This is a genomic window from Pseudomonas sp. 1L-E-NC-VB-C3 (assembly GCF_057291535.1).
On sequence record NZ_JBXAWD010000007.1, the window covers coordinates 36,037 to 61,086 of the forward strand.

At 60.0% G+C, this 25,050-nt stretch carries 27 protein-coding genes; 12 read left to right on the top strand and 15 right to left on the bottom strand.

All coding sequences use genetic code 11. The features are described 5' to 3' along the window. Positions 1-2: 2 nt before the first annotated feature. Complete coding sequence (locus AC0Z5Z_RS13020; RefSeq protein ID WP_150636572.1) at positions 3-806, bottom strand: alpha/beta fold hydrolase; 804 nt, start codon at positions 804-806, stop codon at positions 3-5. A 14-nt stretch (positions 807-820) separates the two neighbouring features. Then, positions 821-1,744, bottom strand: a complete 924-nt coding sequence (locus AC0Z5Z_RS13025; RefSeq protein ID WP_016771199.1) for a PA3225 family LysR-type transcriptional regulator — start codon at positions 1,742-1,744, stop codon at positions 821-823. A 49-nt stretch (positions 1,745-1,793) separates the two neighbouring features. Here AC0Z5Z_RS13025 and AC0Z5Z_RS13030 point away from each other — a divergent pair, with 49 nt between their 5' ends. The 3 genes from AC0Z5Z_RS13030 (at position 1,794) to AC0Z5Z_RS13040 (ending at position 4,508) form a co-directional block, all read left to right on the top strand. Further along, on the top strand, positions 1,794-2,108 hold the full coding sequence (locus AC0Z5Z_RS13030) for a hypothetical protein (protein ID WP_016771198.1): 315 nt from the start codon (positions 1,794-1,796) through the stop codon (positions 2,106-2,108). 231 nt (positions 2,109-2,339) lie between these two features. Next, entirely contained in the window at positions 2,340-2,939 is a 600-nt protein-coding gene (locus AC0Z5Z_RS13035; RefSeq protein WP_041478822.1) for an FMN-dependent NADH-azoreductase, read from the top strand. 711 nt (positions 2,940-3,650) lie between these two features. Continuing rightward, positions 3,651-4,508: a carboxylate/amino acid/amine transporter gene (locus tag AC0Z5Z_RS13040; protein WP_485611185.1), complete on the top strand. Its 858-nt coding sequence runs from the start codon at positions 3,651-3,653 to the stop codon at positions 4,506-4,508. A gap of 90 nt (positions 4,509-4,598) precedes the next feature. Here the strand turns inward: AC0Z5Z_RS13040 and AC0Z5Z_RS13045 are convergent, their stop codons facing one another. Beyond that, positions 4,599-5,897, bottom strand: a complete 1,299-nt coding sequence (locus AC0Z5Z_RS13045) for a mechanosensitive ion channel family protein (protein WP_056783642.1) — start codon at positions 5,895-5,897, stop codon at positions 4,599-4,601. Positions 5,898-6,088: 191 nt separating this feature from the next. Here AC0Z5Z_RS13045 and AC0Z5Z_RS13050 point away from each other — a divergent pair, with 191 nt between their 5' ends. Beyond that, on the top strand, positions 6,089-7,429 hold the full coding sequence (locus AC0Z5Z_RS13050) for a DEAD/DEAH box helicase (RefSeq protein WP_485611186.1): 1,341 nt from the start codon (positions 6,089-6,091) through the stop codon (positions 7,427-7,429). A 51-nt stretch (positions 7,430-7,480) separates the two neighbouring features. Here the strand turns inward: AC0Z5Z_RS13050 and AC0Z5Z_RS13055 are convergent, their stop codons facing one another. The 3 genes from AC0Z5Z_RS13055 to AC0Z5Z_RS13065 all read right to left on the bottom strand — a co-directional run bounded on the left by AC0Z5Z_RS13055 (position 7,481) and on the right by AC0Z5Z_RS13065 (position 9,033). Further along, positions 7,481-7,756: a hypothetical protein gene (locus AC0Z5Z_RS13055; RefSeq protein WP_041478956.1), complete on the bottom strand. Its 276-nt coding sequence runs from the start codon at positions 7,754-7,756 to the stop codon at positions 7,481-7,483. Between the two features lie 103 nt (positions 7,757-7,859). Next, positions 7,860-8,033: a YhfG family protein gene (locus AC0Z5Z_RS13060; protein WP_110645024.1), complete on the bottom strand. Its 174-nt coding sequence runs from the start codon at positions 8,031-8,033 to the stop codon at positions 7,860-7,862. A 256-nt stretch (positions 8,034-8,289) separates the two neighbouring features. Further along, on the bottom strand, positions 8,290-9,033 hold the full coding sequence (locus AC0Z5Z_RS13065) for a DUF899 domain-containing protein (RefSeq protein WP_485611187.1): 744 nt from the start codon (positions 9,031-9,033) through the stop codon (positions 8,290-8,292). A 174-nt stretch (positions 9,034-9,207) separates the two neighbouring features. Here AC0Z5Z_RS13065 and AC0Z5Z_RS13070 point away from each other — a divergent pair, with 174 nt between their 5' ends. Next, positions 9,208-9,600, top strand: a complete 393-nt coding sequence (locus tag AC0Z5Z_RS13070) for a transcriptional regulator (RefSeq protein ID WP_095180673.1) — start codon at positions 9,208-9,210, stop codon at positions 9,598-9,600. A 120-nt stretch (positions 9,601-9,720) separates the two neighbouring features. On the opposite strand, the gene AC0Z5Z_RS13075 is transcribed toward AC0Z5Z_RS13070, so the two are convergent. The 3 genes from AC0Z5Z_RS13075 to AC0Z5Z_RS13085 form a co-directional block, all read right to left on the bottom strand. After that, positions 9,721-10,590, bottom strand: coding sequence for a DUF6279 family lipoprotein (locus AC0Z5Z_RS13075; RefSeq protein ID WP_252868975.1), 870 nt, complete (start codon positions 10,588-10,590; stop codon positions 9,721-9,723). A 77-nt stretch (positions 10,591-10,667) separates the two neighbouring features. Beyond that, the gene (locus AC0Z5Z_RS13080) at positions 10,668-11,384 is read right to left on the bottom strand and encodes a TorF family putative porin (RefSeq protein ID WP_236167948.1); all 717 of its coding nucleotides are present in this window, start codon (positions 11,382-11,384) and stop codon (positions 10,668-10,670) included. A gap of 203 nt (positions 11,385-11,587) precedes the next feature. Continuing rightward, a complete protein-coding gene (locus tag AC0Z5Z_RS13085; RefSeq protein ID WP_016985943.1) occupies positions 11,588-11,776 on the bottom strand; it encodes a hypothetical protein in 189 nt (62 codons plus the stop codon). Positions 11,777-12,115: 339 nt separating this feature from the next. Between AC0Z5Z_RS13085 and AC0Z5Z_RS13090 the strand changes: the two genes are divergently transcribed. The 3 genes from AC0Z5Z_RS13090 to AC0Z5Z_RS13100 all read left to right on the top strand — a co-directional run bounded on the left by AC0Z5Z_RS13090 (position 12,116) and on the right by AC0Z5Z_RS13100 (position 14,621). Beyond that, complete coding sequence (locus tag AC0Z5Z_RS13090; protein WP_485611188.1) at positions 12,116-12,952, top strand: CvfB family protein; 837 nt, start codon at positions 12,116-12,118, stop codon at positions 12,950-12,952. Positions 12,953-13,046: 94 nt separating this feature from the next. After that, positions 13,047-13,439, top strand: a complete 393-nt coding sequence (locus AC0Z5Z_RS13095; RefSeq protein WP_150636587.1) for a DUF2177 family protein — start codon at positions 13,047-13,049, stop codon at positions 13,437-13,439. 252 nt (positions 13,440-13,691) lie between these two features. Then, on the top strand, positions 13,692-14,621 hold the full coding sequence (locus tag AC0Z5Z_RS13100; RefSeq protein WP_024012047.1) for a DMT family transporter: 930 nt from the start codon (positions 13,692-13,694) through the stop codon (positions 14,619-14,621). On the opposite strand, the gene AC0Z5Z_RS13105 is transcribed toward AC0Z5Z_RS13100, so the two are convergent. Next, positions 14,569-15,750: an MFS transporter gene (locus AC0Z5Z_RS13105; RefSeq protein ID WP_485611189.1), complete on the bottom strand. Its 1,182-nt coding sequence runs from the start codon at positions 15,748-15,750 to the stop codon at positions 14,569-14,571. The two genes, AC0Z5Z_RS13100 and AC0Z5Z_RS13105, sit on opposite strands and share 53 nt — an antisense overlap. Positions 15,751-15,853: 103 nt before the next feature. Between AC0Z5Z_RS13105 and ptrR the strand changes: the two genes are divergently transcribed. Together ptrR and AC0Z5Z_RS13115 are read left to right on the top strand one after the other, a co-directional pair. Beyond that, positions 15,854-16,747 carry a putrescine utilization regulator PtrR gene (gene ptrR / locus AC0Z5Z_RS13110; RefSeq protein WP_041478964.1) on the top strand — a complete coding sequence of 298 codons (894 nt, stop codon included), beginning with the start codon at positions 15,854-15,856 and terminating at the stop codon, positions 16,745-16,747. 142 nt (positions 16,748-16,889) lie between these two features. Next, positions 16,890-17,018 carry a PA1414 family protein gene (locus AC0Z5Z_RS13115; RefSeq protein WP_003184145.1) on the top strand — a complete coding sequence of 43 codons (129 nt, stop codon included), beginning with the start codon at positions 16,890-16,892 and terminating at the stop codon, positions 17,016-17,018. A 161-nt stretch (positions 17,019-17,179) separates the two neighbouring features. Here the strand turns inward: AC0Z5Z_RS13115 and AC0Z5Z_RS13120 are convergent, their stop codons facing one another. The 4 genes from AC0Z5Z_RS13120 to speB form a co-directional block, all read right to left on the bottom strand. After that, positions 17,180-18,559 (bottom strand): sodium:solute symporter family protein, encoded by a 1,380-nt coding sequence (locus tag AC0Z5Z_RS13120; RefSeq protein WP_150636591.1) that lies wholly within the window; start codon positions 18,557-18,559, stop codon positions 17,180-17,182. A 163-nt stretch (positions 18,560-18,722) separates the two neighbouring features. Continuing rightward, positions 18,723-20,234 (bottom strand): purine-cytosine permease family protein, encoded by a 1,512-nt coding sequence (locus AC0Z5Z_RS13125; protein WP_150636593.1) that lies wholly within the window; start codon positions 20,232-20,234, stop codon positions 18,723-18,725. A gap of 51 nt (positions 20,235-20,285) precedes the next feature. After that, the gene (locus tag AC0Z5Z_RS13130) at positions 20,286-20,708 is read right to left on the bottom strand and encodes a YybH family protein (RefSeq protein WP_150636595.1); all 423 of its coding nucleotides are present in this window, start codon (positions 20,706-20,708) and stop codon (positions 20,286-20,288) included. Positions 20,709-20,717: 9 nt separating this feature from the next. Continuing rightward, complete coding sequence (gene speB / locus AC0Z5Z_RS13135; protein WP_003222717.1) at positions 20,718-21,668, bottom strand: agmatinase; 951 nt, start codon at positions 21,666-21,668, stop codon at positions 20,718-20,720. 396 nt (positions 21,669-22,064) lie between these two features. Between speB and AC0Z5Z_RS13140 the strand changes: the two genes are divergently transcribed. Together AC0Z5Z_RS13140 and AC0Z5Z_RS13145 are read left to right on the top strand one after the other, a co-directional pair. After that, positions 22,065-22,958 carry a LysR family transcriptional regulator gene (locus AC0Z5Z_RS13140; RefSeq protein WP_095180681.1) on the top strand — a complete coding sequence of 298 codons (894 nt, stop codon included), beginning with the start codon at positions 22,065-22,067 and terminating at the stop codon, positions 22,956-22,958. Between the two features lie 7 nt (positions 22,959-22,965). After that, positions 22,966-23,562: a tRNA-uridine aminocarboxypropyltransferase gene (locus AC0Z5Z_RS13145; protein ID WP_485611190.1), complete on the top strand. Its 597-nt coding sequence runs from the start codon at positions 22,966-22,968 to the stop codon at positions 23,560-23,562. A gap of 118 nt (positions 23,563-23,680) precedes the next feature. Here AC0Z5Z_RS13145 and AC0Z5Z_RS13150 read toward each other — a convergent pair whose 3' ends face one another. Beyond that, positions 23,681-25,042 carry an HlyD family type I secretion periplasmic adaptor subunit gene (locus AC0Z5Z_RS13150; RefSeq protein ID WP_024012054.1) on the bottom strand — a complete coding sequence of 454 codons (1,362 nt, stop codon included), beginning with the start codon at positions 25,040-25,042 and terminating at the stop codon, positions 23,681-23,683. Between the last annotated feature and the right edge of the window lie 8 nt (positions 25,043-25,050).

A 25,050-nucleotide genomic window follows, 5' to 3' on the forward strand; every position in this document is an offset into this window, starting at 1 on the left:
GGTCAGTGATCCTGAGAGTGAAGGTCGGCTGTGGCGAGAAAATCCAGCAGCGTTTGATTGAAGCGTTCGGGTTGATCGAGCGGGGTGGCATGGCGCGAGTCGTCAATGACCACCAGCCGCGCATCCGGCAGCAGTTTTACATAGGTTTCTTTTAACGCCACCGGTGTGTAATCACGGTCGGCGCTGATGACGAGCGTTGGACAGGACACCCGGGAAAGTCGTTCCTGAACGCCCCAGCCCACGATCGCATCGAAGCTGGCGAGATAAGCACGTTTGTCGTTTTTTGCCCAGCGTTCGGCCATTTTCCGTCGCAGATCGGCCTGTTCCGGCTTGGGGAAAAGTTTGCTGCCGAGGGCTTTGCCGATGGTTTCCAGGCTGAGCAGGCGCATCAGGCTCCAGCGTTTGAACCACTGCCAGTAGTCGTCGCGGGTGCGCAATTTGACTTGTGGCGCGCTGTTGACGATGGTCAGGCTCTTGAGCGCCTGCGGCTGATCGACGGCCAGCTGAAAACCGATCATCCCGCCCATCGACAGCCCGACGTAGTGCACCGGGCCGAGGCGCAGGTGCTCGATCAAGGCCAGCAGGTCGGCGCTGAACCCGGCAATGCTGTAGCGCTCGCGGGGTTTGTCCGAGCGCCCGTGGCCGCGAATGTCCGGGACGATCACCCGGTAGTGCGCGGCCAGCGCCGGGATCTGCATTTCCCAGTCCAGTGTGCTCGAGCCGAGCCCGTGGACCAGCAGCAGCGGCGCACCGTGGCCATATTCCTCGTAGTGCAGGTTGCAACCTTCGTGCTCGAAATACGCCATCGGTGAACTCCGTGTCAGGCTTGTTCAGGTGCGGCGAACGGTGCGTCCAGCGGCAAGGTGTCGAAGGTGCGCAGCAGTTCGATGAGGATCTGCGTGGCCGGGCCCAGGGGTTTGTCCTTGTTCGAATACAGATAGAAGCTCGAATTGCGGCTGCCGCCTCGATCCAACGGTAGCAGCTTGAGCGAACCATCCTTCAATTCGCGGTCGATCATGTGTCGCGGTAGCCAGGCAAAACCCAGGCCGCTGCTGACAAAGGTCGCGGCGGTGGCAAGGCTGCCGACGGTCCAGCGCTGCTCGGCGCCGAGCCAGCCGACATCGCGCGGCTGCTGGCGGCCGGAGTCGCGGATCACCACTTGCATCTGGGTTTCCAGATCCTGAAAGCTCAGCTCGCGATTGAGCCGATGCAGCGGGTGATCAGGATGGGCGACGGCGACGAACTCGACATCGCTCAACTCCGCACCCAGGTAGCCCGGAATGCTCAGGCCGGTGATCGCCAGGTCCGCCACGCCTTCGAGCAGCACTTCCTCGACCCCCGACAACACTTCCTCGCGCAAACGCACGCGGCAGCCGCGACTCTGCGGCATGAACGCGGTCAGCGCGCGGACGATCCGCGCGCTCGGGTAGGCCGCATCCACCACCAGCCGCACTTCCGCTTCCCAGCCTTGCTCCATGTGATGGGCGAGGTCTTCGAGTTGGCTGGCCTGTTTGACCAATTGCCGCGAACGGCGCAACAACACGCCGCCGGCCTCGGTGAGCACAGCTTTGCGCCCGTCGATGCGCAGCAACGGCACGCCGAGCTGATCCTGCATGCGGGCGACGGTGTAGCTCACCGACGATTGCGAACGGTGCAGGGCCTCGGCGGCCTGGGCGAATCCGCCGTGGTCGACCACGGCCTGCAACGTTCGCCATTGATCAAGGGTCACGCGGGGCGCTTTCATCAATAGCTCCTCTTGTCCTAAGCTGGCCGTCCCTCATGGAGACTGCCGAATGAAAAAATTCTGTTGTGTGGTGCTGGCGCTGCTGCCGTTGACCGCGTTTGCCTATCCGATCGATGTGCAAAAGGATCTCAACGGCATGAAGATCGACTACGAGACTTACGACACGGACAACGACATCGGCTCGATCCGCGTGGCCAACTACGGTGATGTCGACGCGACCTGCCGTGCGGTGTTCAGCAACGGCCCGGAAGCACCGCGCACGCGCAGCATCGACGTGCCGGCGGGCAAGCATAAAAACGCCACGGCCAAGTTCACCCGCGAGATCATCAAGCTGCGCATCAAACTGACCTGCACCCCGAAATAACGCTATTACCCTGTGGGAGCGAGCCTGCTGGCGAAGACGGAGTGTCATCCAGAGATGATGTGACTGACATTCCGCTTTCGCGAGCAGGCTCGCTCCCACGGGGATATGGGTTTAGCTTATAAACGAATTTATCGATGGATTACAGCGGATATTTGCGCTTTTTCATCGATTCGACTCTGTTTAACCTTCACTCCATCGACTTACAACATTCTCGGATGGAGGCTACACACCATGTCCCGCGTTCTGATCATCGAAAGCAGTGCCCGCCAGCAAGACTCGGTTTCCCGTCAACTGACCCAGACCTTCATCGCTCAGTGGAAAGCCGCGCACCCTGCCGATCAGATCACCGTGCGTGACCTCGCCGCGAACCCGGTGCCGCACCTGGACGCCAACTTGCTGGGCGGCTGGATGAAGCCCGCCGAACAGCGCAACGACAGCGAACAGGCGTCGCTGGACCGTTCCAACCAATTGACTGATGAGCTGCTCGCCGCCGACGTGCTGGTGATGGCTGCACCGATGTACAACTTTGCGATCCCGAGCACGCTCAAGGCCTGGCTTGACCATGTGCTGCGTGCGGGGGTGACCTTCAAGTACACCGAAACCGGCCCGCAAGGTCTGCTCAGCGGCAAGCGCGCCTTTGTCCTGACTGCTCGCGGTGGTGTGTATGCCGGTGGCCCGGCGGATCATCAGGAACCGTACTTGCGGCAGGTGATGGGTTTCATCGGGATCAACGACGTGACCTTTATCCATGCTGAGGGCATGAACCTGGGCGGTGACTTCCAGGAGAAGGGCCTGAATCAGGCCAACGCCAAACTGTCTCAGGTCGCCTGATCGGTTAATCGCCAGATAATCGCCGATTGTTTAAGTGACCTGGCGCAACCCCTTCAAGGTTCCACGCGCATCGAACCTCCCTTTGCACTTTTGCTCCTGAGTGCTGTAGCCCGATTGAACGCTTTAGCGAGATCGGGCTTTTTTTTGTCTGGGTTTTCTTGGCGGCCTTTGGGCCGACCAGGCTCTTGGGGTTTTGGGTGAATATCCGTTACTGCGGTGTTGCGGCTGGCGGTTCCGCTCTTACAGCGGGTTACTTTGGCAAACGCCCCAAAGTAACCAAAGGTCTGTGCCCCAACGTTCGGCCCGCTCGCTGGGGCTCGGGGTTCCTTCGCTGCGGGATCGATCCGGGCGCAGCGGCTCCGGTTTGCTTCGCTGCACCTCCTTCCGCTGTGTTTGGCTGCGCCAGACGGTCGCTGCGCTCCCACGCCCGGATCAATCCCTCCGCTCAGCCTGCCGACGGGGCGGGTGGATCAAGATCAAGAGCGGTACTCGAGCTTGCGCTCATTGTGTTGAGTGGTGGAGGGCCGGTTTTTGGCTTCTTTGGATTCGATGCGGTATTTCATGTCGGCGTAGCTTGTCCAACCACCTCGGTCAGTCCCCTCTCCCTCCGGGAGAGGGCCAGGGTGAGGGGCTTTTGATTCCGGCGCCGTTTGCTGTTGGAGCCCATCCGAAAAACCGCTATCGTCGCCGCCATTCGATTTCGAGGCGAGCATGGGCTATCTACTTTTTGTCACGCTGATCCAAGCGTTTTCCTTCAGTCTGATCGGCGAATACCTGGCTGGGCATGTCGACAGTTACTTTGCGGTGCTGGTCCGTGTGGTGTTGGCCGGGCTGGTGTTTATTCCGTTGACGCGCTGGCGTTCGGTGGAGCCGGCGTTCATGCGTGGCATGTTGCTGATCGGCGCGTTGCAGTTCGGGGTGACTTACGTCTGCCTGTACCTGAGCTTCCGCGTGCTGACGGTGCCGGAGGTGTTGCTGTTCACCATTCTCACGCCGCTGCACGTGACGTTGATCGAAGACGCGCTGAACCGCCGCTTCAACCCGTGGGCGTTGATTGCTGCGCTGGTAGCAGTCGGGGGTGCGGCGGTGATTCGCTTCGACAGCATCAGTCCCGACTTCTTCATGGGCTTCCTGCTGCTGCAACTGGCCAACTTCACTTATGCCGCCGGGCAGGTCCTGTACAAGCATCTGGTGGCGAAGCATCCGAGTGACCTGCCGCATTACCGCCGTTTCGGTTATTTCTACCTCGGTGCATTGGCGGTTGTGCTGCCAGCGTTCCTGTTGTTCGGCAAGTCGAACTTTCTGCCGGAAGCGCCGTTGCAATGGGGCGTGTTGCTGTTTCTCGGTCTGGTCTCGACTGCATTGGGTCTGTACTGGTGGAACAAGGGCGCGTGCACGGTCAACGGCGGAACACTGGCGGTGATGAACAACCTGCACGTGCCGGTGGGGTTGCTGTTGAATCTGCTGATCTGGAATCAGCATGAGGAACTGGGGCGGTTGTTCCTTGGCGGGGGTGTGATTCTGGCAGCGGTGTGGATCAGTCGGTTGGGCATTAAACGCACTGCGTAACCCGTGTAGGAGCTGCCGAAGGCTGCGATCTTTTGATCTTGAACATCAGAAGATCGCAGCCTTCGGCAGCTCCTACATGTGATTAGTAAGTTACATCAGGTGTTTTTCCGGCTCGGGAATACTCGCCGAGCCCAACACCGCTGGCAGCAAGCCTGCGCGCAAATCCCCTCCACTCGGCTGTTGATACAGGCTCAACCCGAACTCCGGCAGCACCGCCAGCAGGTAATCGAAAATATCCCCCTGAATCCGCTCGTAATCGGCCCACACCGTGGTGCGGGTGAAGCAGTAGATTTCCAGCGGAATGCCCTGCGCGGTGGTCTGCATCTGCCGGACCATGCAGGTCATGTTCGGCTGAATCTCCGGGTGACTCTTCAGATACGCCAGCGCATAGGCGCGGAAGGTGCCGATATTGGTCATGCGGCGGCGGTTGGCCGACATCGCCGCGACATTGCCCTGGGCTTCGTTCCAGGCCTTGAGCTCGGCTTTCTTGCGGCCCATGTAGTCGGTCAGCAGGTGCACCTGCGAAAGCTTTTCTTCCTCGTCGTCGCGGATGAAGCGCACGCCGCTGGCATCGATGAACAGGCTGCGCTTGATCCGCCGACCGCCGGACTGCTGCATGCCGCGCCAGTTCTTGAACGACTCGGACATCAGGCGCCAGGTTGGGATCGAGACGATCGTCTTGTCGAAGTTCTGCACTTTGACCGTGTGCAACGTGATGTCGACCACGTCGCCATCGGCGCCGACTTGTGGCATCTCGATCCAGTCGCCGACCCGCAGCATGTCGTTGCTGGTCAGCTGCACGCTGGCGACGAACGACAGCAGCGTGTCCTTGTAGACCAACAGAATCACCGCCGACATCGCACCCAGACCCGACAGCAGCAACAGCGGCGAACGGTCGATCAATGTAGCGACGATGATGATCGCGCCGAACACGTACAAAACCATTTTCGCCAGTTGCACGTAGCCTTTGATCGAGCGCGTGCGGGCGTGCTCGGTGCGCGCGTAGATGTCGAGCAGGGCGTTGAGCAGGGCGCTGACCGCCAGCAGCAGGAACAGAATGGTGAAGGCCAGCGCGACGTTGCCGAGGAAATTCATCGCGGTTTTGCTCAGCTCCGGCACCAGGTGCAGGCCGAACTGGATCACCAGCGATGGGGTCATCTGCGCCAGTCGTTGAAACACCTTGTTGTGGCGAAAGTCGTTGATCCAGTGCAGCGCCGGTTGGCGGCCGAGCATGCGGCTGGCGTGCAGGATCAGGTAACGCGCCACCCGTCCAAGCACCAGCGCGATGACCAGCAGCACCAGCAGCGCCAGTCCCGATTGCAGAAGTGGGTGCTCTTCGAGCGTGCCCCAGAGGCCTTGGGCTTTGAGCCAGAGCTGTTTGATATCCATGAGCGAAACGTTTCTTCTGTAAGACGCGAGGGCCGATTAGAGCATTTAAGACGCTGTGTATTGCAGCGAGTGACAAATCGGGCAACAAAAAAATCACTGATTGTCGCCGTTTGCACAAAGAAACTCGGCCTGAGCGCTCGAAACCGGTAACCTATGCAGCTGTTTTTTTGCATATCTTCGAGGTAGCACCCGTGTTTTCCCAATTCGCCCTGCACGAACGCCTGCTCAAAGCCGTGGCCGAGCTGAAATTTGTCGAGCCAACGCCAGTGCAAGCCGCGGCCATCCCGCTGGCGCTCCAGGGGCGTGATCTGCGGGTGACGGCGCAAACCGGTAGCGGCAAAACCGCCGCTTTCGTCCTGCCGATCCTCAATCGCCTGATCGGCCCGGCGAAGATCCGCGTCAGCATCAAGACGCTGATCCTGCTGCCAACCCGTGAGCTGGCCCAGCAGACTTTGAAGGAAGTCGAACGCTTCTCGCAGTTCACCTTCATCAAGTCCGGCCTGATCACTGGCGGCGAAGACTTCAAAGTCCAGGCCGCCATGCTGCGCAAAGTGCCGGACATCCTCATCGGCACCCCGGGGCGGATGATCGAGCAGCTCAACGCCGGCAACCTCGACCTGAAAGAAGTCGAAGTGCTGGTGCTCGACGAAGCCGACCGCATGCTCGACATGGGTTTCGCCGAAGACGTGCAGCGTCTGGTCGATGAGTGCCCGAACCGTCAGCAGACCATGCTGTTCTCCGCCACCACCGGCGGTTCCGGCCTGCGCGAAATGATCGCCAAGGTCCTGAACAACCCTGAGCACCTGCAGCTCAACGCGGTCAGCCAGCTCAACTCGACGACTCGTCAGCAAATCATCACCGCCGACCACAATCAGCACAAAGAGCAGATTGTGAACTGGCTGCTGGCCAACGAGACCTACCAGAAGGCCATCGTCTTCACCAACACTCGCGCCATGGCCGACCGCATCTACGGCCGCCTCGTGGCTCAGGAATACAAGGCGTTCGTGCTGCACGGCGAGAAAGACCAGAAGGATCGCAAACTGGCGATCGATCGACTGAAACAGGGCGGCGTAAAGATCCTCGTCGCCACTGACGTTGCGGCCCGTGGTCTGGACGTCGACGGTCTGGATCTGGTGATCAACTTCGACATGCCACGCAGCGGCGACGAGTACGTGCACCGCATCGGTCGTACCGGCCGTGCCGGCAACGATGGCCTGGCGATCTCGCTGATCTGCCACGGCGACTGGAACCTGATGTCGAGCATCGAGCGCTACCTGAAGCAAAGCTTCGAGCGCCGCACGATCAAGGAAGTCAAAGGCACCTACGGCGGACCGAAAAAGGTCAAGGCCTCGGGCAAAGCCGTCGGCGTGAAGAAGAAAAAGACCGACGCCAAGGGCGACAAGAAGAAAATCGCCGCCAAGACGCCGACCAAGCGCAAGAGCGTCAACCGTCCAAAGCCGGATTCTCTGGTGAGCAGCGACGGCATGGCCCCGCTCAAGCGTCGCAAGCCAGCAGAACCTGCGGCTGAGTAAGCTTTAGAACGCGCATAAAAAAACCGGACAATGTCCGGTTTTTTTTCGTCCTCAACTGTCGGCTTTTTTCTCCGCCGATCCCAGTTCCTTCAGACGCTGATCGATCAACTGGCACTTGTCCGGCAGATCGGCGCTGGCCGTGCCCAGATCCATTTTCTGCAACTCGGCGTTAATCTCCTTGGCTTTTTCCGGATTCTGCTCGGTGAGCTTTGAGACTTCCTTGGCCAGTTGTTCGCGTTTGATCGTCGCCTCTTCCGGCGTGCAAGCCCAGACGGGCAGGGCGCAGGCGAGAGTGGCGGCGAGGGAGAGCTTGATCAGGATTTTCATGGGCAGGCCTCAGTTCCGGTTAAGGCGGGTTAACCGGTTGAGGGCTGAAGCGTGGCAAAAGTTCAGTAAGCTTCGCAGGAGGAATGCGGATCAAAGTCCACAGCTACGTTTCAGCTAATTGCAAGATAGCTTTCAACGCGGCCTCTCGCGTCGGCAGCTTGATCTCGCCTTCACAAGCAGACGGAACGAAACCTTCAAGACGCAAACTCGCTGCGAAGTTGGCTTTGCGATGCTTGGCAAACCAGATTTTTTTGGTTTCTAAACTGAGCTTTTGCATTGGCGCCTGTCCATGTCAGAACCTCGTATTATAGCGGACGCACATCCGCAGAGCCCTGTCGGCTTAATACGGCACAAACGATACAGCGTTGAACAACATTTCGACGTGCGTGCCAAATTCCCAACCAGACATTGTTCTCCTTGGGAGCGAGCCTGCTCGCGAAACAGGCGACACGTTAGCACCGCCTTGTCGTGTAATCGTTTTTCGCGAGCAGGCTCGCTCCCACAGGTCCTCGTGTGTTTTCTCCACAGTGAACTCAAGATCGCTGCTCACCATGACAGCAACCCGACTTCGGCACACCGTCATACCGATCATGATGTCGCACCCATTCCATGATCTCGTCTTCATTCCGGCCCTTGGGCGTCAGATCAAGGTAGTGGTAAGCGCCGACCAGCATGTCCAGACCGCGTGCGTACGTTGAATAGGTGTGAAAAATCTCGCCTTCGTCATTGCGATAAAACACGCTCAGCCCCGGCATTTCTTCCTCGGCGCTGTCGGTTTTTTCGTAATTGTAGGTAGCCTTGCCCTCGGCGACATCTTCAGCCCGGGCGCAGACGCCGAAGTCGTAATTGAAATCGCAACCTTCTGACGAGACCCAGTCGAATTTCCAGCCCATGCGTTGTTTGAACGCCTGAAACTCGCGCAACGGCGCGTGGGAAACGGCGACAACTGCGACGTCGTGGTGGGCTAGGTGCTGGTTGGCTCCATCAATGTGGTCACTGAGGAACGAGCAGCCCTGGCAGCCTTGCTCCCAGCCTTTGGCAAACATGAAGTGATAGATGACCAACTGGCTGTTGTTGCCGAACAGGTCATTGAGCTTCAGTTCGCCGTTCGGACCTTGGAAGTGATAGTCCTTGTCGACTTTCACCCACGGCAGGGCGCGGCGCTCGGCGCTGAGGCGATCGCGTTCCCGGGTGAAGGCTTTTTCGTGGGCCAGATGCTGTTGACGGGCAGCGAGCCATTCTTCGCGTGATACCACCGGATGGTTTGCAACGTTCATGACCATGTCTCCTGCGGGTTGAACCGGCTGTTTCAGACTAGTCGTTTAACCAGCGAGAGAATCGACAGACCGCCGGTCGGTCGCCGCGAAGATATGCGGCTGAACGGCTGCGCAGCGCTTGGGTCACAACCTTTGAAAGCGGCACAAATCACCCGCACCGGAGGTTGAACCAGGATGACAACTTATAACTGGGATTTGATTGAACGTTTGCTGCATGAAGTGCAGAACAGCGCTGGACAGAGCTTCGCTCCCCGCGCTTATGCCGAAGCCTACGCGGCCGAGAAAGCCAGCGCTGGCGAGCCGATCGAGAATCTCGACCATTTGAAAACGTTGGCCTGTGAGTATGAAAGTCTGCTGCTTGACCGTGGTTATATCGAGCCGCGTCCGGATCATGAAGGCAGTACCGGCAACAATTTCATTCTGACGCAGCGCGGTTCCAGCCTGCTGAGCCTGATCGACAGCAGCATCCCCGGCAACGACCACCCGCGTCAGGTGCTGGATGAGCAGGAGGATGCGCTGGATGAGGTGACATTTGATGAAGTCGCTTCAAAGGCTCAAATCGCCTGAGCCAGCGAAATCTCCCTGTGGGAGCGAGCCTGCTCGCGAATACGGTTTGTCAGTGACATTGAACTGTCTGATACACCGCTTTCGCGAGCAGGCTCGCTCCCACATTGGATTCCAGTAATCTCAAGGTTTCTGAGCGGCCTTGAGACATTTCAGGTCATTGAAGTCTTTACGCACTCTCTCGATTTTCTTCAACAACCGCTCACGCTGTTGCGGTGTGCTCTGCGCCATCAGATCGACAAACAGCGAGCGTGCCTGGGCTTCAGTGTTGGCGTAGGCCTTGCGGTAATCTGCTGTCCATAAGCGCTCGCGGTTGACCAGAAGCGTCTCGATGCGTTGTGGGAATTCGGGGCTTTGGCGTTGCGCAACGGCGGCACTGAACTGTTGCTGCCAGTGCGCGCGGTTGGCGATCCATTGGGTGTTCTGGTCGCCCAAGGCATTGGTCCAGGCCACGACGCGTTGTTTCTGTGAATCACTGAGCGGTCCTAGCCAATCGTTCAGGCGTTTTTCCATGCGCTCGCCGCGTTCCTTGATCTGTTGGGCCAACGGCGGTTTCACGTATTCCTGCTGACGTTTGCGCAAATCCTTGGCAAACGCGTCGTTCATTTCTGCCACCTGTCTATCGTCCAGACCTTGTAGCAACTCGATGGCCGAAGGGGTGATTTCCCGGGCGGTTTCGGCAATGGCCTGCTTGGCTTCGGCGGTGCGCTCCTGCAGGGCGGCGTCGCTGACCTGATTGCTCTCGACCATGGCCTGCAATCGGTCCAGCCAGTCGAGGTAACCCGGTAACTGCGTGGTGCAGTGCCAGCTCAGGTGTTCTTTGAGCCGGTCGTTGAACCAGTCTTTCTGCTCGCCGTTCATGTCCACGTAGTCACTCAGCGACCATGGAATAATCACGTCGAGGTTGCGGTAGGCCAGGCCCACGCGGCTGCAAGCGCCGAGGGCGAGGGTGAAGATCAGCAGGGCGGCAATCTGTTTGAACCAGCGAGACATGGGCAAATCCTTGCGAGAGCCTGGCGTCGGAAATCTGATTCTTATGTGATGCAGGATGCGCGCGGCAGTTCAGCCGATCAATAGAACGTGCGTACAGCCTTGAGGGTGACGAGGCCGTCGCACTCGCTGTTGTGCCCGGAATAGGCCGAGCAATCGCTGCCGCTGAGGCTGGAATTGCTGTAGATCAGATCGAGATCGACACCCATGAATGGTCGCGACAGCTTCACCGACCAATCGGTGAAACTGCTGACATAACCACCGTCCACCGCCACCGGTGTGTTCAGTTGATGGGTGGTGTATTTCATGCTCACGCCGATGCCGAACGGCTGATTGCCAGTGAGGTCGGCAAACAAGGTGTTGTTCTGTTTATCCGGGTCGTTGCTCAATGCGATGCCGAAGCGACTGCCGAGCAGAGTCAGACCGCCGAACAGCTCCTGGCTGTCGAGGGTGTCCACGCGGGGATAGCTGTAATGGATCATCCCGACTTCATAGCCGAGCACCTGATCGAAAGGCTGCTTGAAGCCGACGTAGGAATCGATCTCGAGGTTTTTGCCGGGGGTGATGCCCATGCTCGGCGCGTACTGACCGAAATACACGCCGCTGTCGTGGCTCAGGTCGAGGCCGCCGTGAAACGAGCCGACCGCCGCCGGTTTCACCAGACCCTGGGCCATGCTGCGGCTGGGCGTGGTGCCGAGCTTGAGATCGAAGTCGCCCAGTTCACCCTGAAAAACCTGCGCGTGCGCGGTCGCGCCTGACAGCAGGCTGACGAACAATAAACAGGAAAATGGGCGCATGCGTCACTCCATGAACCGCGAGCGCAGGGCGAAGGCCTGCTGAAACGCTTGATCTAGACGCGTGCAAGGATACCGGCGAATAACCGGCATTGATGGCCGTTCGTCGATTTTTGAGGATTATTGTTTAAAGCGAAGGGGTATTGCGCGGTGCCAGTCCAGGCGCTTCGAAGCTCAAAGCGCCTCTGGACGGGGTAAAACCGGTGTTACTTCTTGCCCAGGCTGATCTGCTTGGACGGGCCGAATGTCTGGCCACTGACGCCTTTGGCAATTTGCTGGATCTCGCCGCCGGACTTGAGGAATGCTGCGATCTGATCGTTGATCGATTCGCTGGTTTCAACGGCTGGAGCTGGCTTTGCTTTGCTGGTGGATGCTTTTACACGCATGGCGGCCATTAACCTTTAGAAAAGTAACTCGGCCAGGCATCGTACAGGAATAACTTGACAATAGCTTGGTAAATATCCCCCGGAATAACCAAGCCCAGCGCTGTATTATTGCCTGATCGACACTGTTAATTTTTAGCTAACTCCCTGTTTTAAATAAGAACATCGAATCGGCGTGAGGCAATTGTGCGCAGCCGTAAGCCGCTGGGCCGGACTGACGAGCGGCACCTCACCGGGCAGTGCTCAAGCAAAATCAACAGGTTGAAGCAGATTTTCCGCTGCGAGGATCTGTCGCCCGACGTTTGCGGCAAAAACGGGTAGAATGCCGCCCACGTATTGAGGGTTTCGGAAATGGCTTTAGTCGGGCGTTACAACAGTTTGCAAGTGGTTAAACACACTAACTTCGGTTTATATCTGGACGGCGGTGCCGACGGCGAAATTCTTTTGCCCAACCGTTATATCCCCAAAGATATTCCCAGCGAAGATGAAGACTGGCTCAACGTATTCATCTATCTGGACAGCGAAGACAAACTTCTCGCCACTACGGAAAAACCCAAAGTTCAGGTCGGCGAATTTGCCAGCCTGAAAGTGGTTGAAGTCAACAGCATCGGCGTGTTCCTCGACTGGGGGCTGCCGAAAGATCTGTTGCTGCCGTACTCGGAAGAAAAGCGCCAGATGACTGCTGGCGAATACTGCGTGGTGCACGTCTACCTCGACAAACACACGCGCCGCATCACCGCCACCGCGCGCCTCGATCGTTACCTGGACAAGACCCCGGCCACCTACAGCCCGGGCCAGGAAGTTGATCTGCTGGTTGCCGAAGCCACCGACATGGGCTTCAAGGCGATCATCAACAACAAGCACTGGGGCCTGATCCACAAGAACGAGATCTTCAAGTTCATGCGTTCGGGCATGCGCGAGAAAGGCTTCATCAAGGAAGTGCGTGCCGACGGCAAGATCAGCCTGAGCCTGCAACCGGTTGGCCAGGCAGCGGCCAGCAGCCTGAGTTCGAAGATCCTCGGCAAGTTGCGCGAAAACGACGGCACCCTGGCGGTCAGTGACAAGAGTGATCCGGCACTGATCAGCAGCCTGTTCGGCGTCAGCAAGGGCAACTTCAAGAAAGCCATCGGCTCGCTGTACAAGGAAGGCAAGATCGTCATTCACGCCGATCGCATTGAACTAACCTGACTCACCGCAGGCCCATGTAGAAGCTGCCGAAGGCTGCGATCTTTTGATCTTGATCTTGAAAGTCGGCGGCTCCCACATCTAAAGGGGTGAGCCAATGAAAAAGGCGCTGATCGCATACGTCTCGACGCTACTGACGTTTCTGCTGCTCGATGGCATCTGGCTCGGGCTGCTGATGGCGCCGACCTATCGCGAACTTCTCGGTTCGCTGATGCTGGATAAACCGCTGCTGTTGCCCGCAGCGGTTTTTTATTGCCTGTACGTTATTGGCTGCGTGGTATTCGTGGTCTTGCCGGCGCTGAGCTGGCAGCGAGCGGCGAAGCTGGGTGCGCTGTTGGGGCTGGTGGCGTACGGCACTTATGACCTGACCAATTGGGCGACATTGCGCGACTGGTCGGTGCAGGTGAGTTTGATGGACTGGGCGTGGGGGACAGTGGCGACGGCGGTTGCCTGCACGGTGGGTTATCTGGTGGCGAAGCGGTTTGCCTGAGTTGATCCGGCAGTTGTGTTGGCAATGCTGCCTCTTCGCGAGCAGGCTCGCTCCCACATGTTCACCGAACCCTCTGTGGGAGCGGGCTTGCCCGCGAATGACGGCGCAGCCGTCAACCATTCAGCGCTGACGCCACTGACCAAATAAAGGTCTTTTCCAGACGGCTTTTTCCGCGCATCTGATTGATAATCCCCGACACTGTTTTCTGACCATTGGATGGCCTGCCATGTTGTGTGTGTTCGAGGTGTTGCGGTGAGTGCCGAGCGGCGCAATGCCGACGGTTTTGCCCTGCAAGTGATGATCGGCCTGTGCCTGATCTGGGGTGTGCAGCAAGTCCTGATCAAATGGGCGGCGACTGACATCGCGCCGGTGATGCAAGCGGCGGGGCGCTCGGGGATTTCTGCGTTGCTGGTCGGTTTGCTGATCTGCTGGAAGGGCGGTTGGGATCAGGTCGGCAGCACCTGGCGCGGCGGCTTGCTGGCCGGTGCGCTGTTTGGTCTGGAGTTCCTGTTCATCGCCGAAGGCCTGCAACTGACCACCGCCGCGCATATGTCGGTGTTCTTGTATACCGCGCCGATCTTCACCGCACTCGGCGTGCATTTCCTGCTCGCCAGCGAGCGGTTGCGCCCGTTGCAATGGCTGGGGATTCTCCTGGCTTTCATCGGCATTGCGATTGCCTTCGCCGGCGGTGTGTCGTGGGACAACCTTGATCGGCGCATGCTGCTGGGCGATGCCTTCGGCGTATTGGCCGGCGCTTGTTGGGGCGCGACCACCGTGGTGGTGCGCGCCTCGCGACTGTCGGAAGCGCCGGTGACGCTGACCCTGTTCTATCAGTTGCTGGTCGGTTTCCTCGGTCTGCTGTTGATCGCGCTGTTCAGCGGCCAGATCACCCACGTCAGCCTGACTACCGTGGCGGTGGCCAGTGTGCTGTTCCAAGGGCTGGTGGTGTCGTTCTTCAGCTACCTGGTGTGGTTCTGGCTGCTGCGCCGTTATCTGGCGGCCAACCTTGCGGTGTTCTCGTTCATGACGCCGTTGTTCGGCGTGACCTTCGGCGTGCTGCTGCTCGGCGAACAGTTGAGCCTGAACTTCGTCATCGGCGCCGTGCTGGTGCTGCTCGGCATCACTTTCGTCAGCGCCGAGCAGTGGCTGCGTCGGCGTTTGCGCAAGGCGCTGGGCCAGTAGCCTTGGCCTGCATCGCCAGCGCGCCGGCCAGCAACAGGCCGGCACCGGCGATCAGCAGCGCCGGCTGCAAACCGCCGCTGAAATGGCTGCTCAGCGCCGCCAGCAGCGGGCCGCTCAGTTGGCCGACAGCGAAGCACGCCGTGAGCATCCCGGCGTTGCGCTGAGTGGCGTGGGGCGCCAGCTCTCGCGAACGCTGCATGACCAGTTGCATGCACGCCAGAAACGGCGTGCCGCAGAGGATCACCCCCAACGCCAAGCCGACGCCGCTGCCCAGCAGACAGGCGAACACTCCGGCCGCTTGCAGCCACAGCGTCGCCATCAGCCAGTGCCGCGTGGTCTCGGGATCATGCCGACGCAAGCTCACCAGCCACACACCGATCGCCGCGCCGAGGCCAAAACACGGCCAGAACAGATCTGCCTGCCACTGGCCATGAAACTGCGCGTTGGCCATTTGCGCCAGAAACGTCGCCGGAATGATGTAGCCGATGCCGTACAGCGCATACACCAGCGCCAGTCGGCCAATGCCTCGATTCGCTGTTTTCACATGCATTGTCGCTGGGCTCGCTGCCGCCGTGGGCTGCGGTAACAACCGCCAGACGCCGAGCATCATCAGCAGCGCAGCCGCCGCGTAAATCAGCCACAGGGTTGCCGATGTCTGCTGCAATCGATGTGAGACCAGCGCCAGCAAGCCTGTGAGAAAAATCCCCAGACCCGGCCCGGCAAAAACCAGAGCACCCCAGCGCGGGCGACCCGCTGCCGCCGCCAGCGGCTGGCTGAGCGAAGTAATCATCACCAGCACCCAGGCACTCGCCACCCCGGTGCCAAAGCGCAACAGCAGGTGCGACCAGAAACCGCTGGCCCAGAACGACGCCAGTGTCAGCAGCACGCACAGCCACAGCCCGCCATGCAGCCGTCGCTGCACCTGCTGCGGCCGCTGCGCGAACATCGCATCCACAGCACCAAGCAGATAGCCGAGGTAGTTGGCCGCCGCGATCAGCCCGGCGGCGGTGAGGTCGATCTGCCCTTCGCTGAGCAGGTGCGGCATCTGTGGCGTCAGGGCGAAACGGCCGATGCCCATGGCCATCATCAGGGCAACGAAACAGGCGGATAAACGTATCAGCGGCGACATGGTCGGGCTTCCTTCAAGGCAGCAATGACCGTCAGGCTAGGATCGATTGACTTTCTTTAAAATTGAATAATAGTGAGTAACTTGTTCTGTTCAGGAGAAGATTGTGGAATTCAGCCAGCTGCGGATATTTCAGGCGGTCGCCGAGGAAGGCTCGATCACCCGCGCCGCCGAGCGCTTGCATCGTGTGCCGTCGAATCTGTCGACGCGCCTGAAACAGCTCGAGGAGCAGCTGGGTGTCGAATTGTTCGTGCGCGAACGGCAGCGTTTGCAGTTGTCGCCGGCGGGCAAGGTGCTGCTCGACTACACCGGCAAACTCTTCGCTCTGCGCGATCAGGCCAGTGCGGCGGTGATGGGCGGGCAACCGGCCGGGGATTTCGTGCTGGGCACCATGTACAGCACGGCGGCGATCCATCTGCCGGCGCTGCTGGCGCGTTATCACAAGCAATACCCGACGGTGAATTTGCAGGTGCAATCGGCGCCGACCGGCGAACTGCTCGAAGGTTTGCTCACCGGCCGCCTCGACGCGGCATTGGTCGACGGACCGCTGCAACTGGCCGGGCTCGATGGCGTGCCGCTGTGCGAGGAACGGCTGGTGCTGATCACTGAAATCGACCATCCACCGGTGCACAGCGCGCGCGACGTGGAAGGGCGCTCGGTGTTCACTTTTCGCCAGGGTTGTTCATATCGCATGCGCCTGGAGGCATGGTTCTCTCACTACCATGCCGCAATGGGCCGGCCGATGGAGATCGAGTCGTATCAGGGCATGCTCGCCTGTGTGATTGCCGGCAGTGGTGTGGCGTTGATGGCCGAGTCGATGCTCGCCAGCCTGCCGGGTCGAGAAAGCGTCGCCGTGCATCCGTTGGCCGAGCCGTTCGCGGGTGCGACAACATGGCTCATGTGGCGCAAGGGTATGGCCGGGGCCAACCTGAATGCCTGGATCGACGTGCAGCAAGCGGTCTATCCCGTGGCTTTGCATGAAGTGCGGGAAACCGCGTGAACCAATCGCAACAGATTCTGTTCAATTCAGTAACAGATCATTGCGGATTTGGCCGAGCATTGCGTAGGACTTCGGACTATTATCAGTGCGAAGCGGCCTCAGAATTCCGGCCGCTCAGCACCACCCTGAAGGGGGCATGACGATGAAAGAGAAAATCCAGAACTGGCTGCACGATTTGGGAGTTGCCCTCGGTTTGATCGAACCGCCTCTGCAACCGGTACCGATTCGCACGGACGACGAACAGCGCCGACGCCAGCCACGTCGCCGTTAATACCTGCGATCAGAGATTTCAAGATCGCAGCCGTCGGCAGTTTCTACAAATGGTAGGAGCTGCCGAAGGCTGCGATCTTTTGCTTTTCGCCAAGCGAAAAAAACGGGTGTGGCCACCGACGCCACACCCGCTGAAGAAAACATCAAGTCGTTACAGCCGATTCATACCGCCGTTGCCACGGTCGCCGGGCGACGGGACAACAGGCTGACCACGACAAAACTCACCAGGCCAACGGCCAGGCTGTAGTAGATCGGCGTGTTGGCATCCAGACCATCCTTGAACATGAACAGCAGAGCTGTGGCGAAGCCCAGGCCCATGCTGGCGATCGCGCCGGCAGTGGTTGCGCGTTTCCAGAAGATCGCTCCGATCAACGGAATCAGCATGCCGCCAACCAACAAGTTGTAGGCGAGGGTGAGGGCGCTGATCACGTCATTCACCACCAGCGCGATACCCAGCACCACGACACCGGTCAGCAGCGTGAACAGGCGGTTCACGCGCAGGCTCGACTGCTTGCCGCCACGCAGCTTCGGCAGCAGGTCTTCGGTCAGCGTGGTGGCAGCGGCGAGCAGGCCGGCGCTGGCGGTGGACATCATCGCTGCCAGTGCAGCCGCGATCACCAGACCACGGATGCCATCGGGCAGCGACAGTTTGACGATGGCCGCGAAGGCATTGTTGACGTTGTCCAGATCCGGAATCAGCACGTGCGCGGCCATGCCGATCAGCGCGCACGCCAGGCCGTAAACGATGCAGTAGATGCCAGCGATGCTGCCGGCGTATTGCGCGACCTTGGCGGTCTTGACGGTGAACACCCGTTGCCAGATGTCCTGGCCGATGAGGATGCCGAAAAAGTAGATCATGAAGTAGGTGATGATCGTGTCCCAGCCGATCGTGGTGAAGTTGAACGCAGTGGCCGGCAGTTTCAGTACCAGCTCATCCCAGCCGCCGACACGGTACAGGCAGATCGGCAAGAGGATGAACATCAGGCCGACGGTCTTGATGATGAACTGGACGATGTCGGTCAGGGTCAGCGACCACATGCCGCCGATCGCCGAATAGATCACCACCACGCCACCGCCGAGCAATACCGAAATCCAGAACGGCAGGCCGAACAGCACTTGCAGCACGGTGCCGATGGCGAGGATCGAGGTCACGCCGATCATCAGCGCATAAGCCAGCATGATTGCCGCGCTCGCCGAGCGGGCCATCGGGTTGTAGCGTTTTTCCAGGACCTGGGTAACGGTGTAGATCTTCAGTTTCAGCAGCGGCTTGGCGAGGAACAGGTTCAGCGCAACGATGCCGCAACCCAGTGCCGCACATAGCCAGAAACCGGAAATGCCATGCACGTAGCCCAGGCGCACGGTGCCGACGGTCGACGCACCGCCAAGCACGGTAGCGGCCATGGTGCCCATGTACAGGCTCGGGCCGAGGTTGCGACCGGCGACGAGAAAGTCCTCGTTGGTCTTGGCCTTGCGCATGCCGAAATAGCCGAGCAAGAGCATGCCGGCGGCGTAGATGAGGACGACGAATAAATCCAAAGCCATGATGGCGTGTCTCCGATTGTCTTTTTTATGGTGAAGCAAATGGGGTCTGCAAGGCTTCCTGTGGGAGCGAGCCTGCTCGCGAATTCGCACGCACATTCAATAAAGATGTGACTGACAGATCGCTTTCGCGAGCAGGCTCGCTCCCACAGGGTTTTGCGTTTATTCAGGCGGCCTGGCGCATGGCGGGTTTAGCCGGGGCATCGTTGCTTTGGCTGCGCACATCCGTCGGCCCAAACACCTCCCGAGGTTCGGGGAACAGGCGCAGCAGCGTCAGATACACCACCGACGCCAGGCCCAATGTCACCGGCAAGCTGATGTCGATGCCACCGGCCAGTTCGCCCAGCGGGCCGACAAACTGTCCCGGCAGGTTGACGAAGCACAGGCCGACCAGTGCGCTGGGGATCCACGCGCCGAGGCCGCGCCAGTTCCAGCCGTGGTTGAACCAGTAGCGTCCGCCCTGTTCACCGCGGGTGAACACTTGCAGGTCATCCGGGCAGTAGAAGCCGCGCCGTACCACCAGGCCGATGATCATGATCACCATCCATGGGGTGGTGCAGGTGATGATCAGCACGGCGAAGGTCGACACGCTCTGCACCAGGTTCGCCGCAAAACGGCCGATGAAGATGAAGGCGATCGACAGCACGCCGATCAGCAAGGTCGCCTTGACCCGGGAGAGCACGCGCGGGAACACGCTGGACATGTCCAGCCCGGTGCCATACAGCGACGTGGTGCCGGTGGACATGCCGCCAATCACCGCAATCAGGCACACCGGCAGGAAGAACCAGCTCGGCGACACGGCCAGCAAGCCGCCGACATAGTTGTTCGCGGCGATGTAGTCCGGCGCCTTGATCGCGACGATGGTGGCGGTGGCAAGGCCGAACAGGAATGGGATCAACGTCGCCAGTTGCGCGGCGATCACCGCCAGCATGATCCGGCCCTTCGGCGTCTCACGCGGGATATAGCGCGACCAGTCGCCGAGGAACGCACCGAAGGAAATCGGGTTGCTCATCGCCACCAGCGCCGCGCCGATGAATGCCGCCCAGAACCCGGCCTGACCCAGCGCCACGCTGCCGGCGTACTGGCTGTCGAAAGCGGGGGCGAAGGCGAAGATGCCGAGCAGGAACAACAGGCTCGCGGCCCACACGGCGATGCGGTTGACCCACAGCATGATGCGGAAACCGTAGATGCACACGGTCAGCACCAGCAGCGCGAACAGACCGTAGGCCAGGCCCAGGGTCAGGTCGGTTTCCGGCAAATCGACGAGGCGTTTGGCGCCGCCGACCAGCGCATCACCCGAGCTCCACACTGACAGCGAGAAGAACGCGATCGCCGTCAGCAACGACAGGAACGAACCGACAATCCGCCCGTGCACGCCGAAGTGCGCACCGGAAGACACGGCGTTATTGGTACCGTTGAGCGGGCCGAACAGGCCCATCGGCGCGAGGATCAGCGCACCGACCACCACACCCAGGACAATCGCCCAGACACCGGCCTGAAACGACAGGCCGAAGAGCACCGGGAAACTGCCGAGCACAGCGGTGGCAAACGTATTGGCGCCGCCGAAGATCAAGCGAAACAGGTCGCTGGGTCGGGCGTCGCGCTCATGATCCGGGATCTGTTCGACCCCGTTTGTTTCGATGCTGCTAAGGCTTTTTTCGTTGTTGTTGTTATTCATGATCTGCTCCGATCATCAGGCGCGCTCATCGTGCGTGAGCGTCACCATTGGCTAAGGGGGTGGCAGCCCTTCCGGCATTGCGGACAAATGTTCGTGACAGGCCAGCCATAGGCCTTGTTGTTCTAGACTCGACGCTTGTCTTCTGAAAACAATCGTCTCGCGCTCCTGGCTGAAGTGTTGCTCCCCTTGCATGCGCAGCTCGGTGGCCACGTCATGGATGAAAACCGCCACGTCACCCTGCAGGCTGACAAAGGCGTTGCTCGAGGTGCACGACAGCACCTCGAAACCATCCTCGGCACGCCAGCGGTCCCACAACGCCTGATAGGCATCGCGCGACAGCAATGGCTGGTCGAGGGTGTAGAAGACGAAGCTGGCATCGGCGCTGAACGCCCCGAAGTAAGCTTCGCGATCGTTACGCGCAAACGCGGCGACCAACTCGGCGGCCGCGTGCAAAACCTGATCACGTGCGTGCATGACCGACCCTCAGCGATGAACCACGCCAGGCAGTACGCAGAGCATTTCGTACAGCAGGTTGGCGGCCAGCAGCGAGGTGTTGCCGGTGGTGTCGTAAGCGGGCGAGACTTCTACCAGATCGCAGCCGATCAGGTCGAGGCCCTGACAGCCACGGACGATTTCAATCGCTTGAATGGTGGTCAGGCCGCCGATTTCCGGGGTGCCGGTGCCGGGCGCCCAGGCCGGGTCGATGCCGTCGATGTCGAAACTCAGATACACCGGACCGCCACCGACCTTCTCGCGCACTTCGGCCATCAACGGCGCCAGCGACTTGTGCCAGCACTCTTCGGCTTGAACGACGCGGAAGCCCTGATCGCGGCTCCAGTTGAAGTCGTCGGCGGTGTAACCCTGGGCACGCAAACCTATCTGCACCACGCGATCGCAATCGAGCAGACCTTCTTCGACGGCACGACGGAACGTGGTGCCGTGGGCGATCTTCTCGCCGAACATGTGATCGTTGACGTCAGCGTGGGCATCGATGTGTACCAGGCCAACCTTGCCGTGCTTTTTATGAATCGCACGCAGGATCGGCAGGGTGATGGTGTGGTCGCCACCCAGGGTCATCGGGATGACGTTGTGCTCGAGGATGTTGTCGTAGGCTTCTTCGATGATGCGCACGGCGTCGAGCAGGTTGAAGGTGTTGATCGCCACGTCACCGATGTCGGCCACCGACAGCGAGTCGAACGGCGCGGCGCCGGTGGCCATGTTGTACGGGCGGATCATCACCGATTCGGTGCGGATGTCGCGCGGCCCGAAGCGGGTGCCGGGGCGCAGCGAAGTGCCGATGTCCAGCGGCACGCCAACGAAGGCAGCGTCAAGGCCGGCAGCGGTCGGTACATGGGGAAGTCGGAGCATGGTGGCGATGCCGCCGAAGCGCGGCATTTCATTGCCGCCCAGTGGTTGGTGAAGAATCTTGTCCACGGGTAGGGCCTCATCGTCTTTGTTTTATTTATGCCGGCGCGCCGTTGAGCACAGGTTCGGACGCCGCTGTGGGGTCGATCATGCGAAATGTAGTGACGGGGAAGAATCGCTACGGGCAAAAACTTAGTTCAGATTTTTCTAAACTAATGGGAGAGGTGGGATTAGACTTTGGTGGGTTCGAATGAAGTGTAGGGCTGAAGATTGTTGCCCTCACCCCATCCCTCTCCCAGAGGGAGAGGGGGCCGACCGAGTTGTTGGCGGAATCTGCATCGACCTGAAAAATCGAGTCGAACTCAGGATTTGAAAGCCATGGAGATCGGCTCCCTCTCCCTCGGGGAGAGGGCTGGGGTGAGGGGCTTTTCCCACATACACACAGTTGCAAAGCCCGGAGTAGACATGGCCAACGCTTTACCCGACCTGAAACTCCTGCGCATCTTCGTCAGCGTCGTGCGCCATCAGGGTTTTGCCAACGCGCAGCAGGAACTCAACCTGTCGACCTCGGCGATCAGCACTTACATGAGCCAGCTCGAAACCGCGCTCGGTCTGGTGCTGTGCCATCGCGGGCGCGGTGGCTTCAGCCTGACCAGCAAGGGCGAGCTGTTCCATCAGGAAACCCTGCGCCTGCTCGCCGAGCTTGAAGGCTTCGAGCAATACGCCGCCGCGCTGAAGGGCGAACTGCGCGGCACGCTCAACCTTGGCGTGATCGATTCCACGGTCAGCGACAAGGCCCTGCCGTTTGCCGAAGCCATCGGCGCCTACAGCCAGGAACACCCGGCGGTGCATCTGCACCTGTCGGTGATGAGCCCTTACGAATTGCAGCTCGGCGTGCAGGACAATCGCCTCGATCTGGCCATCGGTGCGTTTTCCACGCGCATGAGCGGTCTGGTCTACATGCCGCTGTACCGCGAGCAGCACTGGCTGTATTGCAGCAGTCGTCACCCGTTGTTCAACGAGCGGCGCATCCCCGAGCAGGTCATCACTCAGCAACGAATGGTCGGGCGCGGTTACTGGAGTCAGGCGGAACTGGCCCGCCACGGTTTCAAACACAGTGCCGCGACCGTGGAAAGTATGGAAGCGCAGCTGATTCTGGTGCTCTCCGGCGCCTACATCGGTTACCTGCCGGAACACTACGCGCAGGCCTGGGCCGACAAGGGCGATCTGCGCGTTCTGCTGCCAGCGACCTTCGGTTATCAGGCGCCGTTTTCGATGATCATGCGCAGGGGCCGCAGCCGCGAGCCGCTGATCCAGACCTTCCGCGATTTGCTCAAAGCGCAGCTCAATCAGGCTTGAGAAAAAAATGTCCCGACCCCAATGCCCGCGCTGCCTGCGCCCCCAGACCCATTGCCTGTGCCCATTGATTCCGCACCTCGATAGCCGCACCCGGGTGTTGCTGCTGCAGCATCCGAGCGAGGTCAGTCACGCGCTCAATACCGCGCGGCTGGCGGCGCTGGGGCTGAGCAATGCCGAGCTGATTGTCGGCGAGGTATTCGAAGATTTGCCGAAACTGTTGAACCGGCCGGGTTATCAGGCGCGCTTGCTGTTCCCGGCTGAGGATGCGCAGTCGTTGCAGGTTTACGCGCCAAATGATCAGCCAATGTTGCTGGTCGTCCCGGACGGCACCTGGCGCAAAGCGCGCAAGATGTTGCACCTCAATCCGCTGCTGGCAGCACTGCCACGGGTGACGCTGGTCGAGGGCGGCGTGTCGCGCTATCGCTTGCGCAAGGCACCGGGGCCAGGGGCGCTGTCGACTATAGAGGCGATCGTGCAGGCGCTGGAAACCCTCGAAGCGCCGACGACGTTTGCGCCGTTACTGAAACCGTTTGAAGCGCTGATCGAAGGGCAGATTGCGGCGATGGGGGAGGAGGTCTTCCAGCGTAACCATGGCGACAGATGATCATTGTCTGTGCGGGCTTCTTCGCGAGCAGGCTCGCTCCCACAGGGGAACGCATTCCAATTGTGGGAGCGAGCCTGCTCGCGAAAGCGCCAGATCAATCACCGCAATTCAAAGATCACTAGCGCTCGCGCATCGCCTCGGTCCGCGCTTTCAACACCGGTTTGAGCAGGTAATCCAAGACGCTTTTCTCACCGGTAATAATGTCCACCGTCGCTACCATCCCCGGGATGATCAGCAGTGGTTTCACGTCGCCGCCCAAGTGATTCTTGTCGGTGCGCACCTGAATCAGATAGAAGCTGTTGCCCTTGTCATCGGTGATCGTATCGGCGCCGATCAGTTCGAGCTTGGCGCTCAGCCCGCCGTAAATCGTGTAGTCGTAGGCACTGAACTTGACCATGGCTTTCTGGCCCGGATGCAGGAACGCGACGTCTTGCGGGCGGACCTTGGCTTCGATCAGCAGGTTGTCTTCCAGCGGCACGATTTCAACCATGTCGCTGCCCGGCTGGACCACGCCGCCGATGGTGTTGACCTTCATCTGCTTGATCACGCCACGCACCGGCGACGTCACCGTAGTGCGACTGACGCGGTCGTCGATGGCGATGCTCGACGCGGTGATTTTCGACAGGTCGGTGCGTTTCTCATTCAGCTCTTTGGCGGCCTCGGAACGGAAGGTCTGCTCGGATTCGTCGATCTTGCTGCGGATCTCGGCGATGGCTGATTCGGCGCGGGGAATCGCCAGCGTGGTGGCGTTCAGCGAGCCGCGAATTTCCACGGCACTGCGTCTGAGGCGGAGGATTTCCACCGGTGAAACGGCGCCGGTTTTGACCAGCGGTTCCGACATGTTCATCTCTTGCTGCAACAACGCGAGGCTGGAGCTGAACTGGCCTTGCTTGGAGCGAAATTCGGCCAGTTCCTGGGTTTTCTGCCGCAGTTGTTCACTGAGGGTGCGCTGTTCGCTGGCCAGGCGGCGTTGGCGTTGCTCGTACAGCGAGCGCTCGTCCTCGGCGACTTGCGGCGCTTTGGCGATGACTTCAGCGGAGAGTTTGAAGGGGCGCCCCTCGGCCTCCGCTGACAAGCGTTCAACCTGTGCGGTCAGCGCGTAACGGTCGGCCTCGCTCTCGCCCTTGTTCGAGCGAAAGCGCGTGTCATCCAGACGCAGCAGCGTGTCGCCCTTGCCGACCATCTGGCCTTCGCGAACGAAAATCTCGGTGACAATGCCGCCCTCGAGATTCTGGATCACCTGGACTTTGCTCGACGGGATCGCCTTGCCTTCGCCCATGGTCACTTCTTCGAGCACGGCGAATTTGGCCCAGACCAGGGCGGCGATCAGCAGCGCTGCCGCCAGCCACACGGTGATCCGCGATTTGCGCGGCGAATCCTGCAACGCCGCGCCGGCGGTTTCCGGCATGAACTCGGCTTCGGCGCTTTTGCCGAAGCTGTCGAAGTAGCCGCGCTTGTTGCTATCGGAATAAGCAGGCATGGCGTAAC